The organism is Lunatimonas sp., assembly GCF_020832325.1.
GTDB lineage: Bacteria > Bacteroidota > Bacteroidia > Cytophagales > Cyclobacteriaceae > Lunatimonas.
Genome location: NZ_JAFIEU010000030.1, coordinates 1 through 14,912, shown reverse-complemented (window position 1 = coordinate 14,912; position 14,912 = coordinate 1). Strand labels below are relative to the sequence as shown.

Here is a 14,912-nt window from a genome sequence, read left to right as displayed (position 1 = left end):
AAGCAAAAACTGTTCATATTCGGTCTAATTTCGTACGTTTGTGAACACAGTTACTTGGGAAAAAGGCGTAAATCCCTTATTTTGACACCGTTTTAAGAATGGCACCATTTGGGTATACGTTTGGATAAAAAAGACCATGGAAGAAAATAAAATTGGGAGCATTTTGATCGTAGATGATAACGAAGACCTTCTTTTTGCGGCAAAGATGCTGATGAAAAAGTATGCCAAAGAGGTAACCATCGAAAAAGATCCTCGAAAAATTCCCTTTTTGATCAATAATTACAGCTTTGACGTCATCCTTTTGGATATGAATTTTACCGAAGACACCACTTCGGGCAAGGAAGGTTTTTTTTGGCTGAAAAAAATAAAGGAAATGGATCCCCAAGCCGTTGTTGTATTGATTACGGCCTTTGGGGATGTGGAGATGGCTGTTCAGGCGCTCAAAGAGGGTGCTACTGATTTCATCCTCAAACCATGGCAAAACGAAAAACTGATCGCAACGCTATCTTCTGCTATCAAGCTGAAGGAAAGCTACAAGCAAGTTGAAAAGCTTTCGACCATGCAAAAGCAGTTACAGGCTGATTTAAAAAAGCCCTTTACCGAGATCATAGGCCACTGCGCTTCCATGAAAAACGTTTTTTCTATCATCGAAAAAGTGGCCAAAACCGATGCGAATGTATTGATATTGGGAGAAAATGGAACGGGAAAGGAACTGATCGCCCGGGCAATCCACGACCGGTCACACCGAGCCAACGAAATATTTGTTACCGTGGATATGGGTGCCATTACGGAAAGCCTGTTTGAAAGTGAATTGTTTGGACACAAAAAGGGATCCTTCACGGACGCAAAAGAAGACCGTGCGGGCAGATTCGAAATTGCAGACAATGGAACCCTTTTCCTGGATGAAATCGGTAACTTGAGTATGCCCTTGCAATCCAAATTACTTACCGTGCTACAGCGGAGAGAAGTAACCCGCATTGGCACCAACAAGCCCATTCCCGTAGACATCCGCTTGATCTGTGCAACGAACATGCCCCTGCACGACATGATCCTCCAAAATGAATTCCGGCAGGACTTGCTATACCGAATCAACACAGTAGAGATTTTTTTACCTCCTCTCCGCGACCGGCAGGATGACATTCCCCTACTCGCAGAGCATTTTTTGAAAATCTATACCCATAAATACCGAAAACCCTTCAAGGGATTCAAGGGCAACGCCCTACAACTTTTGCAAAGCTACCCCTGGCCAGGCAATATCCGTGAATTACAACATGCCATCGAGCGTGCAATCATTATGGCCGAGGGTGACGAACTCGACGGCAGGGATTTCTTCTTTCTGTCTGCCAAACCTACATCCGACAAAATCGCCCAAAGTAGCACCTTGAACCTAGATGAAGTAGAAAAAAACATGATCCAGAAAGCCATCGACAAAAACGGAGGCAACATATCTAAAGCAGCCAAAGACCTAGGACTTACTCGGGCCTCGCTCTATAGAAGATTGGAAAAATATGGACTATAAAATAGGACTACTGGGCCGCATAGGGGGAATTGCGGCCACCATTTTCGTACTTTCCTACTTCATCCACAACGATTCAGGGGTATTTCTCATTTCACTGGTCATCATTCTTGGCGTAGCGCAAACCGTCTTTTTATTGCAATATGGGGAGAGCAGCTTCAAGAAGGTCCGGCTTTTCCTCAACAACATCAAGCAAAGCAACTATGCCACCGTCTATCCTGTAAAGTTTGACGGAACAGAAATCGACGATCTGCACATAGAGTTCAATGCCATTTTGGCAAAACTGAGGGAAGACCAACTAGAAAAAGAGGCAAATTACCACTATTTCCGCACGGTATTTCAACACTTGAGCATTGGACTCATCACCTTCGAGGAAGACGGCAGCATACAGATCATGAACACTGCTGCCAAAAGGATGCTTAACATACAACAGCTCCATCACATCGAAGAAGTAGCCCGGGTAAACAAAGACCTACATCATGCCATTCACAACCTACGTACAGGAGGCAGCGAGTTGATAAAGATCGTCCATCCGGATGGCATCATGCAACTCTCGGTATATGTAATCGAATTGGTGCTCAGAGACGTGAAATTTAAGCTTGTATCGTTGCAAAACATACAAAGCGAACTCGAGGAAAAGGAAATGGAAGCTTGGCAAAACCTCGTACGGGTATTGACTCATGAAATCATGAATTCCATAGCCCCGATCTCTTCGTTGGCTGCAACACTGCGGGCCGACCTAGAAACCAAAACCGGAAAAACCGCCTACATGTCTGCAGAGGAGTTGGAGGATTGTAGACTGGGTATTTCAACGATCGAAAAAAGAAGCGAAGGATTGATTAATTTTGTGAGCGACTTCCGCAGTTTGGCCCATATACCTACTCCTAAATTTACAGCTATTCGGATCTCAGAGCTTTTTGAAAGGGTACAACTGCTCCTTAAAACCCAATTAGAAGCCGAAGGCGTAAATCTGGAAACCACCATCTCTCCGAATGACTTGCTGCTGTTTGCAGACTGTTCATTGATTGAACAGGTAATGATTAATCTTACCCAAAACGCCATTCATGCCCTGGAGGAAAGTACTCAAAAAACCATCAAACTGGAATCATTTCTGGACGAAAACGGTAAAATCATCATAGAAGTATCTGACACTGGAAAAGGGATTGAAGAAGAAGCCCTTAGTAAAATTTTCATACCCTTCTTCACCACTAAAAAGAAGGGATCTGGGATTGGACTGAGCCTATCCAAACAAATCATGCGACGCCATAAGGGCAATATACAAGTACGCTCAACACCTGGATCCGGTACCACATTCAAGCTGATTTTCAATGCGTAACACTGCCTTCATGTAGGGTTAACTTTGACATCAAACCCCGCTTCTGCCTGATCCAAATCTTGACTTTAATATAATAATCCCCACATTTTCAAGTGATTTAGCCTACGTACCTTGCCAAAGTTAAACTAGCAAGCGTGGAATCATACTACAAAACCATCGTCATTTCAGACGTACACCTAGGCACGAAAGGATCAAAGGCAAAGGAAGTTGTAAGATTTTTGAAACAATTCCGATGCGACAACCTGATCCTCAACGGAGATATCATTGACGGATGGCAACTGAAAAAATCCGGATCGTGGAAACGAAAACACACGCGGGTATTTAACCGCATGCTCCGGATGATGGATAATGACCGGACCAAGATTTTTTATCTCAGAGGCAATCACGACGACTTTCTGGATCAAATCCTTCCCTTGGAGATCGGCAATCTGTCTATCCGCAAAGATATGGTATATGAAAGCCACGGAAAGCGCTATTTTATTGCCCACGGGGATATATTCGACAGTGTAACAACAAACTTTCGTTGGATAGCCTACCTCGGAGATATCGGATATACCTTTCTGCTATGGCTAAACCGGCAGGTAAACCATCAGCGCAGAAAAAAGGGCCTACCCTACTATTCCCTATCCCAATATATCAAGTCAAAAGTAAAGACAGCGGTAGCCTACGTAGACGACTACGAGCGAGAACTTACAAAAATGGCCAAATCTAAAGGTTGCGACGGGATCATCTGCGGTCACATCCACCAAGCGGAGATCAAAACCATTGACGGCATAGCCTATTACAATTCGGGAGATTGGGTAGAATCGCTCAGTGCGCTCGCAGAGGATTTTTCGGGAAACTGGCAATTAATACATTATAACGAGATCGACTTTTCTTCCACTGACAAAGCGGTAATCCCTATCCATCGGGCAACGATTGAGCCCGTAAAAACCCAACCAACAGCACTTTGACATGCGGTTTCTTTTCATCATTCAGGGAGAAGGCAGGGGGCACATGACTCAAGCAATGGCTCTTTATGACATGTTGCACGATGCGGGACACGAAGTATGCCAAGCAATCATTGGCAGTAGCAGCCGCAGATCAGTGCCTTCCTATGTGCTAAAAAAGTTCACCTGCCCTGTTCATCTATTGGAGAGCCCCAACTTTGTCACAGATAAGGACCACAAATCCATTCGACTAGGGCAGACCATATGGCAAAACACCAAAAAATTACCCACCTTTCTCCATAGCCTCAAAGCATTGGATTCATTGATAATCCAATCGCAACCCGATGTAATCATTAATTTCTACGAATTCCTAGCTGGAATATACCATGGGCTATATCGCCCTAAAGTGAAGTTTATTTCCATAGGCCACCAATACCTTGCCGCGCACCCATCATTCCCTTGGGCAAAAGGCGGCAGATTGCAAAAACAGCTTTTTCTACTTGCCAATAGCATCACTTCCTGGGGAGCAAATCAGCGGATTGCCCTGTCCCTGAGAAAGCTACCCGCTAACCAACAGCCAAAAACGCTAACCGTCTGGCCTCCCTTGTTGAGGGAACAGGTTTTGCGCAGTCAGCCTAAAAGCGGGGAGTACTTGCTGACATACATCGTGAATCCAGGGTATATGACGGATATTTGCCAAATGGCCACGGAATACCCGGATACGAGGATTGAAGTTTTTTCGGATCGGTCGCGTGTGGCAACTCCCGGTTCCCTCCCCTCTAACCTTCACGTCCATGCCTTGGATGACCAAAAATTTATCACCTACATGGCTGGGTGCCGCGGTGTAGTATGCACGGCAGGCTTTGAGTCCATTTCAGAGGCCATGTTCCTTGGAAAACCCGTGATGGTGGTTCCTGTAGCCGGCCAATACGAACAGGCTTGCAATGCATTGGATACCGAGCTATCAGGTGCCGGAATCTACGCTTCCACTTTTGCACTCCAGCCGTTCATCGACTACCTCGCAAGCCGCGAGCAGGTATCTACCGAAGTATTCCGAGAGTGGTATGCAAAGCAACCCATCCTGTTCCACCAATGGCTCTCCGAGTTGCAGGCAGCGACCAACCCGGTGACTGCTCAAACAGCGTTGACATCTATAGCCACCCAACATACCACACAGGTTTAGCCCTTGGCAAATCAGGTCGTTTTTTTTATTTAACGAGCCGATTCATGCCTTATACTCCTCCTATCGCCCTAAACGTTTTTTAGTTGTCCCAGGTCTCAGAAATGGGGATCGCTTGCTACTGGTTTTTTTTAAAGCCATCCATTTTTTTATACCATAAACTTGGATAAATACCTTAAATTCGCTGTTTACAAATGTGCCAATCAACCAAATGATTATAGAAAAAATACGTTTACTGGAAGATAAAAACAGGGAAAAGCATTGGAAAAAATGGGGTCCCTATTTGGCAGATAGACAGTGGGGAACCGTACGGGAAGACTATAGTCCGGACGGTGCTGCCTGGGAAAATGTAACCCATGAGGACGCCCGCAGCAAAGCTTACCGCTGGGGAGAAGAAGGCATAGGCGGCATTTCCGACCACAAACAAAAACTGTGTATCGCTTGGGCATTTTGGAACGGCAAAGACCCTATCATCAAAGAACGCCTGTTTGGACTTACTGGGAATCAGGGAAATCACGGGGAAGATGTAAAAGAGTTGTATTACTACCTGGACTCTACACCTACCCATAGCTACATGAAGATGCTGTATAAGTATCCTCAACAGGCATTTCCCTACCAAAAACTGTTGGACGAAAACCATCGCAGAGGCAAGAAAGATCTGGAATATGAACTTATTGATACAGGGGTTTTTGACAATGACGAGTACTTTGACATATTTATCGAATACGGCAAGGAAAGTGAGGACGATATCGTATGCAAAGCCACTATCTACAACAGGGGAACGGAGGAAGCTGAATTGACGGTAATGCCTACTGTGTGGTTTAGAAAAACCTGGTTCACAGGTGATGAGCCCTTTATGCCAAGGCTTTCCAAGCTTTCTAAAAATCGCCTGAAAGCTTTCTCTCCGAAGAGTGGGAATTACATATTCACATTTTGTGACAAACCGTCCTTGCTCTTTTGCGACAACGAAACAAACCGAGAAAAACTCTATCACATCGGCAACCAAAAAAAATACCTAAAGGATGCCATAAATGATTTTATTGTATCCGGGGACAAAAAGCACCTGAACCCCGAACACACTGGAACCAAAGCGGCGGCCGTATATACACTACGTATTCCGGGGGGAAAGAAGGCGGAAGTGATTTTTCGCATGCAACACTTCGAAGAAGACAACTCGCTGGAAGCCGCGGAACAAATCCTCCAGGATCGTCAGCGGGATGCGGATGAATTCTATGCAGAACTTCAATCCAGGATCAAAGACGATGAACTCAAAATGATCCAACGGCAAGCCTATGCCGGTATGATGTGGAGCAAACAGTTCTATTATTACAATGTGGAGCGCTGGCTTGAAGGTGATCCAGGTCGATATCAGCCACCTCAAGCCCGAAAAAGCGGTAGAAACAGCAATTGGCGGCACCTCCAGAATTATGACATCATTTCCATGCCGGATAAATGGGAGTACCCTTGGTATGCGGCTTGGGATCTGGCGTTCCATTGCATACCCTTGGCAAGGTTGGATACCGAATTTGCAAAGGATCAACTGCTGCTTTTATTAAACGACTGGTATATGCACCCAAACGGCCAAATACCAGCCTATGAGTGGAACTTCAACGATGTCAATCCCCCGGTACATGCCTACGCGGTTCAGCGGGTATTCCAGATCGATAAAAAAGCAAATAACGGCCAGGGAGACCAAGAATTTTTGGAGCGTGCCTTCCATAAGTTGATGCTTAATTTCACCTGGTGGGTGAACCAAAAAGATGAAAAAGGCAAAAACATCTTTGAAGGTGGTTTCTTGGGGTTGGATAATATCAGTGTGTTCGATAGAAGTCATGCCGACAAGTTATTTGCAAAACTGGAACAGGCAGACGCCACTTCTTGGATGGCCATGTTTAGCCTAAACATGTTACGTATCTCACTGGATCTCTGCGAATTCAACCGGGTGTACCAGTATACAGCAACCAAGTTTTTGGAGCACTTCTTATACATTGCCGGGGCGATGAACAATATATCGGGTGAAAACATCAGCCTCTGGAATGAGGAGGATCAGTTTTTCTACGATGTATTACACCCTTCTGGGCAGCAGGCCATGGTCATGAAAGTGAAATCCATCGTAGGCATCATACCCCTGTTTGCAGTGGAGCCGATTCGGGAAGATTTATTCGAAAATCTGCCTGAATTCAAAAAACGACTGGATTTCTTTTTTAAGGAAAAACCAAAACTGGCCACACTGGTATCCAACTGGATACACCCTGGACACGACCGACGCCGTCTCTTCTCCCTGCTTCGGGGCCACCGTATGAAAAGTGTCCTAAAGAAGATGCTGGACGAGGCAGAATTCCTCTCACCCCATGGAATCCGGTCTCTATCAAAATTTCACGAGAAAAACCCGTATTATCTGCAACTCAACGGAAGTCAATTTTCCGTGAAGTATGCTCCAGGCGAATCTGAAACGACGATGTTTGGTGGCAATTCAAATTGGAGAGGGCCCATCTGGTTTCCAATCAACTACCTGATTATTGAATCCCTGAAGAAATTTGACTTCTACTACGGAGGCAATTTTTCCATAGAATACCCCTCCGGATCGGGGAAATACCTGACACTCGACCTGATCGCCAAAGAGCTATCCAAACGCAACATTAGTCTGTTTACAAAAGATGAAAACGGCAGACGGCCTATCTATGGCGATAACGAGAAAATGCAGACCGATCCACACTTCAAAGATCTTATCCTGTTCTATGAGTATTTCCATGGAGACAACGGACGGGGATTAGGGGCCTCCCACCAAACAGGCTGGACGGGATTGGTTGCTGAGATGATTCACAAGATCACCAAAGAAACGAACCTGCACGAAAATGTTACTACCCTATTTAGAAGCTGATCGGATTGAAGCGGGCTGCGACGAAGTAGGCCGTGGCTGCCTTTGCGGGCCGGTGGTAGCCGCTGCGGTAATTCTTCCGTCGGGATATTCGAACAAATGGATAAACGACTCCAAAAAAATCACGAAGGCCGAACGAGAGGACTTGGTGGTGGAAATATCCAACGTTGCGTTGAGCTGGGCGGTAGCAGAGGCAAGCGTGGCTGAGATCGATCAGATCAACATCCTGAATGCCTCGTTCTTGGCCATGGAACGGGCAATCCGGAAATTATCTCCTACGCCTGAACACCTCTTGATAGATGGCAATCGATTCAAAACAACCTTAAACATTCCGTTTGATTGCATCGTAAAAGGAGATGGGAAATTTGCCAGTATCGCAGCGGCATCCATTTTGGCCAAGGTTCACAGAGACCGTTACATGGCGCATTTGGCACTGGAATTCCCCGGATATGGCTGGGAAAAAAATGCCGGGTACCCTACCAAGGCCCACCGAGAGGCTATCCGACGGAATGGACCTACCCCTTGGCATCGACAGACATTTCGCTTGCTGCCAGACCAACTCACCTTGGGTTTTAACTCGACAACAGATTCGAACTGAATAATCGATAACAATCGAGCTAGCAGCCATGTTTATTTGTTAAACTTACACCTAAATTACTTTCAACCCCATTCCTCATGAGATACTTCTTTTCGCTTCTCTTACTGCTGTTCGCCCTGACAAATGCCATTTCCCAACAGGAAGTCCGCAAGGCCCAACCGATCATTGGTGAGGTACCCCAAAAAGTATCGGATACGTTTATGCCGGTGATTGAAGGCGTTAAGACGTCGGTTTGGGTAGAAAATCTCACCATTCCATGGTCGCTGCGCTTCCTGCCAAATGGCGATGCACTGGTCGCACAGCGTCCCGGAACCATTGTGCGGATACCCGCAGGGACAAAAAAACAAGAACCCTATTTGGAAATAGCTGACGTGACGCATGAAGTGGACGCTGGTCTGATGGGGTTGGATCTACACCCAGCATTCGAAAAAAATGGATGGATCTATGTAATGTACGCGTATAGAAACCAACAAAACGAGCTAACCAGCAAGGTCGTTCGCCTTACTCATCGGGGAAATTCGGCGGACGTGGACAAAGTTATATTAGACAATATTCCTGCCTACGCCATTCATTTGGGAGGTAGAATAGCCTTTGGACCGGATGGCATGCTCTATATTGGAACGGGCGACATGTCCGATCCCTTTATTGCTCAGGATTTGAACAGTTTGGCGTCAAAAATACTCCGGGTTACCCCGGATGGTGGCATTCCTTCAGACAACCCATTTCCCAATTCACCCATATTTTCCTATGGACACCGTGTGGTACAGGGCTTTGCGTGGGACCCGGAAACAGGTGCATTCTTTAACTCAGAACATGGCCCCTCCGGCGCAGAAGTAGAAGGGGACGTCCGGTACCGAGACGAGATCAACTTGGTTCATAAAGGGGGCAATTACGGATGGCCTGTGGTGGTTGGCGCTCCGCAGATAGCCGAGTACCAAGACCCCATTGCTTCCTGGAACCTGGCAGCTGTTCCCCCGGCAGGAATGGTGTTCCATGGCGGGGATTTGTATGTGGCCTCATTGGGTGGCCAAGCCATCCTACGCCTGGTGCTGGACCGGGACAACAACTTCCAAGTGAAGAAAATCGAACGCTGGTATTCCTATGCCCCTTCCCGAGGTATCTACGGCCGCTTTAGAGACATTACGATAGGCCCTGACGGACATTTATATGCAGTAACTAGCAATACAGACGGCAGGGCGCCGGTACAGCTGAACGACGACAAAATCATCAAAATCGAAATCCCCCACTAAGCTAGACCAAGAAACCACTCCTATATCTTCCTGCCCTCCATGATCCTGAAAAATAGGATGTGGGCCATCTTGCGGGCATGCTCCTTGGCATAGGCAGCGGTTTCTCCGTCAAAATTCTCATCAATCGTGCGGAACCATAGCTCGAGCCAGTTTCCGAAATGCGCTTGATCCAATTCATGGTGTACGGCACGGTCTACCTCCTTATGAACCGGCACCGGATTAAACTTTCCGGCGCCCGGTCCGGTGTTTAGCAATACCATTTCCCAAAAGTCGGTCAAGCGTTCCAAATGAACCTCCCAATCATCTACGATGCTGTTAAAGATGGGGCCCAGTCGTTCGTGTTGCCTCACTTTGCTGTAAAAGCTTCTAACCAAGTGAGACACTTCTGCTCTACCTACAATTTGCTTATCATTTCCCATCTTCATCGAGTAAAATCCCTTGCAATACACGCAACTCACCTTGGACCCCTGCTGGCGGATCTAAACCCAACAAGTGGCACACCAGCGGATATACATGAACATTCTGAAATGCTGGTATCTGAAGCCCCGGTTTAACTTTTGAACCCCAGGCATAGAAAATGCCATGCATCTCGCGAAACTCCGGCGAAAAGCCATGTTCTCCAAAAGTATCCGTCGTAAACATAGCTGCCCGGTTTTGGTACCGAACCATATCTGCGCCAGTAGCTAAGTAAAACCCCAAATCGGGAACCACCAATAGGTCGCCCAATCGAGTCGTATACGGAGCATTGGGAGTATAAAAACCGGGATCATCCGGCTTTACCACCTGGTAATGGGAGCCACGAGATCGTAAAAGCTGCTGCACAGCCTCCAGGTCAGCCCCTTCATTGAGATATATATGTGCCAAAGCTCCATTATTAGCAACCTCGGCGTCAATTCCCTCCAACAACTCGTCGAGCGCTAGTAGCTGCTGTTTTGGCACCGCTGCCATTCCGTGGTCAGACACTACCACGACTTGAATATCTAGGTCCAAACTTTTGAGTCCTTCCATCAGTGCCCCCATTTCACGGTCCAGCTTTTCAAGCTTTGGTCTTAGCTTGGAGTCATTTTGGGGCCCATAGCGGTGGCCTACATCGTCCATATCCGAAAAATATAAGGTGATCAACCTGGGCCTTTCCGGCTCCGGCAATTCCAACCATTCAAAAACCTTCGATACCCTGGATAGATTGGACACCTGAGCATCGTAGTTATAAAAGTAACTGGGCTGTATACCCTGTACAGGTGCTTCGGTACCAACAAAAAAATAACTGGCAGCCTTTAGTCCGTTTTGTTCGGCGAGTACCCATAAGGGTGTGCCTCCATACCAGGACGGGTCCTGCACGGCTTCCCGCCTGCCGACACTGTACCTACCCTCCAATTCGGGATCAACAAATGTATTGTCTACCAACCCATGGAACTCAGGCAACATGCCGGTTGCGATGCTGTAATGGTTTGGAAATGTCTTGCTGGGAAAGGCCGGTATCAGGCCCTCTGCTGTCACACCCTCCTTACTGATGCGTTGAATATTCTCAGGTCGAAAACGCTCCGTATAATCGTAACGATATCCGTCCAAGGATATCAATACCACGTAGGTATCTTGGCTTTGCGCAAAAACACTTTGTGAAATAAAAAGTAATAGACCTACCCAAAGAGGAATACGAACACACATAGAAAGGTATTGAAATTCACAGATCTTGTAGCTAATGATAACAAGGAGTTCAAGATGGAAGGTTCGGCCTACCAAAAATACATGCGATAGTTGACCACATAGCTGGCCTTTGGCCGCAAACGTTGAATGCCCAGTTTTTGACTGAAATCCCCTTGATGATCTACGGTATCCGCAATGCCGCTCCAGGGCTCCAAGCATACAAAACCTGCGTCGGGTTCCTTGGACCATATACCAATCCATTGAAAGTCAGCGAATTCCATACCAAAACCCCTTCCGGTTTCCCTGTGCCGGACGGAAACTTTTGCCGGAGGCAGGACATCCATAATCAGCGCATCGTCCAAAAATAGTTGATCCTTCAAAGGCATCATTCCCTTCGACAAGGCCATGCTGCGCTTGCTCATGGATATGTATCCGTCTTCCAACGGATAGAGCCCTAGCTCTATGAGATCCTCATTTCCAAAGTCTAAGATATAATCCGACAAGAGCTCACTTTCTGGATTTAGGGGACATTTGAATCCCGGGTGTGCGCCAATGGAAAACAACAAATCCGCTTCTGTGGCGACATTTTTTACCTCATAGCTTACTTCCAGTCCCTCTGCCAACATCTCGTACCGAACCAGAAGTTCGAACAAAAAGGGGAAATTACGGAGGGATTCTGCATCTGCTCGAAGGACAAATACAGCCGACGTTTCAGTGGATGACACCAATTCAAACATGCTGTCCCTGGCAAATCCGTGCTGTCCCAACGAATACGTCTTGCCCTGATAGGTATATCGATTATCCTTAAGCCTACCCACTATGGGAAAAAGAATAGGGGCATGTCTGGCCCAAATAGCCGGATCAGCCTGCCATATATACTCCCAATCCCCAATTTTGTAACTGCTTAATTCGGCTCCCATCAAGTGAATGACGGCAGACCGATCTCCTAAGTTTAAATTAATTTTTTCCACCACTATCGTTGCTATTCCGGGGTAAAAGTACCGATAAATCACCACTTTTACCCCATAATAACGTCAATTGGATTGTGTCGCGTACGGCTTAAAGCGCTCCAGAATATCCGAGGTTAGGTTTTCTTCAACGTATTCCAATGCAGTCTGATCGTCAATAAACATGTGGTCCGCACCTACACATTCTATCAGGTTCCAGCGATTCAGCACATCCCTCACCGGGCCTTTGGTAGCCGTGATACAGACGTCTATCCCCAAAGCCCTCCAACTCAGAATCCATTCCTGCAACTCGTGCGCCCCGGTGCTGTCCACGCTTGGTACAGACTCCATATTCAGGATAACCGTTCTCAGCGTTTCCCGCTTTTCGTCCACCCAACTATCCATCTTGTCTTTGATAAATTTTACATTGGCAAAATATATTGGCCCATCGATGCGCACCATGAGTACATCCTCCTTCACCTCTAGATTGTTGAACCGTTTGATGTTCCTAAACACGTTTGTCCCGGGGACCCTTCCCAGTTGTGCCATGTGTGGTCTGGATGCCCGATAAATCACCATCACCAAGGAAAGTACCATACCCGTGATTATCCCGGTTTCTATTCCCAAAGTAAGGGTTACCAAAAAAGTGGCTATCAACATGGCAAAATCAGACTTATCCTTTTTCCAAAGGTTGAGTGGTTCTTTGAAATCTATTAATCCAGAAACAGCTACCAACACTACCGCAGCAAGAATTGCGCTAGGAAGGTTGTAAAAAGGCGCTGTGAAAAACAGGAGCGTTAACACGATCAATACTGCGGAAATAACCGAAGCCATAGTCGTTTTTGCCCCGGATTGATTATTGACTGCGGTGCGTGAAAAACCTCCAGTTACCGGAAAACCCCTAAAGAATGCCGCACCAAAATTGGAAATACCCAAGGCAATCAATTCCTGATTTGAATCCAGTTTGTAATTTTTATGCTTCGACTGTATTGTCTTGGCTACTGCAAAGCTCTCAGCAAAACCGACCAATGAAATAGTCAATGCAATTGGCAGGAGCGTTCCCCATACGCCGAAATCAAAGGAAGGGACACTCCACGTAGGAAGACCACTAGGTACCTCACCGACGATCCTTACACCCTGGGAGGAAAGATCAAACCCCCATACCAGTACAATCCCGAAGACTACCGCCACCAACGGGGTGGGTAGCGAGGGATGAATTTTTTTGCCGTATTTAATAATCAGAATTCCGCCCACACCAATGGCAAATGTCAACCAATGAATATTCTGGATATTCTGAAAGATGGCGAACAGCATTTCCTGCGCATGTTCACTGTTCGGGAGGTTGATTCGAAACAAGTGCTTGATTTGGCTTAGGCCGATGATGATGGCTGCCGCCGATGTAAACCCATTGATCACTGGATGGGAAAGGAAATTCACCACAAAACCCAGCTTGAGGGCTCCCATCCCAAACTGGATAAGTCCTACCAAAAAAGCAAGGGTAAGTGCATACAAAAGGTATTGATCAGGTGACTCGGGGTTCAGAGAACCAATACCCGCAGCGGTCAACAAAGAAACCATGGCTACAGGCCCTACTGCAAGCTGCCTAGAGGTTCCAAAAACAGCATACAAAATCAATGGAATCGTCACCGCATACAACCCGTGTATGGGTTCCAATCCTGCGAGCATGGCATAAGCCATACCCTGTGGGATCAACATAATCCCAACAGTTATTCCCGCAGACAAATCTCCTCTGAATTGTGTCTTCTCGTACTTCGGAAGCCACTCCAATATCGGTAAGTAACTCTTTATATTCATCGATTGATTGCTTTTGTACTAAGGCCCCCAATAGCTGGAAGCCAAACTCTACCACAAAAGTCTCAAAATGCCTCTGCAAAAAAAGTGATATTAGTCACAGGCATCCCAATCGACCGAAATTCGAAGCCTTTCCCTAAAAAAATTTAGGTTACTTTAGTGTATCTCCTATACACCGAAATAATTTCCAACTCAACCCAAGCCATGCTGGTGTATAACCTTCTAAAAGCTGTTATTTAAATCATTTCATTTTCTAAAAACCGAATGGACCTCAAATCAAGCAAGGTGTTTTTGCCATCGTTACCTATGGGTGTTTGCAACAAGCCGGATACCAATTCATATTTTCCATTAAATCTTTCCCAAAGGAAATCCCTATCTGTAACATCAAACGCAGCATCCTGGCAGCCTGCTACCACACAAAAAAAAATCATAATCAACAAAATATGTTTCACAGACATCTCTTTTTATCGCCTAGTTAAAATGACCAAAAATATACGCAAAAGTAGAAAATAATTCAGACATCGTTTGACATGATCTTTCAAAGTGGCGCTGTTCAAAACGACATCACTGGCACAAAACGATCCATTACTTCCATATATCAACCCTATATCGCCGAAGGCATATCTCAACTTTATATCGCGAAGCATATATCAACCTTATATCGCCGAAGGCATATATCTATCCATCCCCCGATACCCCCTAAAAACACAAAACCCCCTAGAGTTCTCCTTAGGGTTCTTATAAAGTGGCGGCGATCCCGATACTCGGGACAGGCTCTACTCTCCCGTACGCCTAGGCGTACCAGTAACATCGGCGCGGCAG

Annotated in this window: 13 protein-coding genes; 7 read left to right on the top strand and 6 right to left on the bottom strand. The window is 46.2% G+C overall.

All coding sequences use genetic code 11. From position 1 onward, the window contains the following. Positions 1-136 precede the first annotated feature (136 nt). From JJU34_RS11465 to JJU34_RS11435, 7 genes are all read left to right on the top strand, one after another. Positions 137-1,519 (top strand): sigma-54 dependent transcriptional regulator, encoded by a 1,383-nt coding sequence (locus tag JJU34_RS11465; RefSeq protein WP_228692510.1) that lies wholly within the window; start codon positions 137-139, stop codon positions 1,517-1,519. Beyond that, a complete protein-coding gene (locus tag JJU34_RS11460; RefSeq protein ID WP_228692509.1) occupies positions 1,509-2,852 on the top strand; it encodes an ATP-binding protein in 1,344 nt (447 codons plus the stop codon). Before JJU34_RS11465 ends, JJU34_RS11460 begins: the two co-directional genes overlap by 11 nt. 134 nt (positions 2,853-2,986) lie before the next feature. Continuing rightward, complete coding sequence (locus tag JJU34_RS11455; RefSeq protein ID WP_228692508.1) at positions 2,987-3,805, top strand: metallophosphoesterase; 819 nt, start codon at positions 2,987-2,989, stop codon at positions 3,803-3,805. A gap of 1 nt (position 3,806) precedes the next feature. Beyond that, positions 3,807-4,964, top strand: a complete 1,158-nt coding sequence (locus JJU34_RS11450) for a glycosyltransferase family protein (RefSeq protein ID WP_228692507.1) — start codon at positions 3,807-3,809, stop codon at positions 4,962-4,964. Between the two features lie 208 nt (positions 4,965-5,172). Beyond that, entirely contained in the window at positions 5,173-7,842 is a 2,670-nt protein-coding gene (locus JJU34_RS11445; RefSeq protein WP_228692505.1) for a glucosidase, read from the top strand. Next, on the top strand, positions 7,817-8,437 hold the full coding sequence (locus JJU34_RS11440; protein WP_228692504.1) for a ribonuclease HII: 621 nt from the start codon (positions 7,817-7,819) through the stop codon (positions 8,435-8,437). The genes JJU34_RS11445 and JJU34_RS11440 overlap by 26 nt, the downstream gene beginning before the upstream one ends. A gap of 77 nt (positions 8,438-8,514) precedes the next feature. After that, positions 8,515-9,687: a PQQ-dependent sugar dehydrogenase gene (locus JJU34_RS11435; RefSeq protein WP_228692502.1), complete on the top strand. Its 1,173-nt coding sequence runs from the start codon at positions 8,515-8,517 to the stop codon at positions 9,685-9,687. A gap of 20 nt (positions 9,688-9,707) precedes the next feature. Here JJU34_RS11435 and JJU34_RS11430 read toward each other — a convergent pair whose 3' ends face one another. The 6 genes from JJU34_RS11430 to JJU34_RS11405 form a co-directional block, all read right to left on the bottom strand. Continuing rightward, entirely contained in the window at positions 9,708-10,106 is a 399-nt protein-coding gene (locus JJU34_RS11430) for a group III truncated hemoglobin (protein WP_228692500.1), read from the bottom strand. Then, positions 10,096-11,352 (bottom strand): ectonucleotide pyrophosphatase/phosphodiesterase, encoded by a 1,257-nt coding sequence (locus tag JJU34_RS11425; protein ID WP_228692499.1) that lies wholly within the window; start codon positions 11,350-11,352, stop codon positions 10,096-10,098. Before JJU34_RS11425 ends, JJU34_RS11430 begins: the two co-directional genes overlap by 11 nt. Before the next feature lie 68 nt (positions 11,353-11,420). Beyond that, positions 11,421-12,302, bottom strand: a complete 882-nt coding sequence (locus JJU34_RS11420) for an aldose 1-epimerase family protein (RefSeq protein ID WP_228692498.1) — start codon at positions 12,300-12,302, stop codon at positions 11,421-11,423. A 63-nt stretch (positions 12,303-12,365) separates the two neighbouring features. Further along, a complete protein-coding gene (locus JJU34_RS11415; RefSeq protein ID WP_228692497.1) occupies positions 12,366-14,093 on the bottom strand; it encodes a solute carrier family 26 protein in 1,728 nt (575 codons plus the stop codon). A 233-nt stretch (positions 14,094-14,326) separates the two neighbouring features. Next, positions 14,327-14,521: a hypothetical protein gene (locus tag JJU34_RS11410; RefSeq protein ID WP_228692496.1), complete on the bottom strand. Its 195-nt coding sequence runs from the start codon at positions 14,519-14,521 to the stop codon at positions 14,327-14,329. Positions 14,522-14,721: 200 nt separating this feature from the next. Beyond that, on the bottom strand, positions 14,722-14,912 hold a 191-nt coding region (locus JJU34_RS11405; RefSeq protein WP_228692495.1), incomplete at its 5' end, for a hypothetical protein.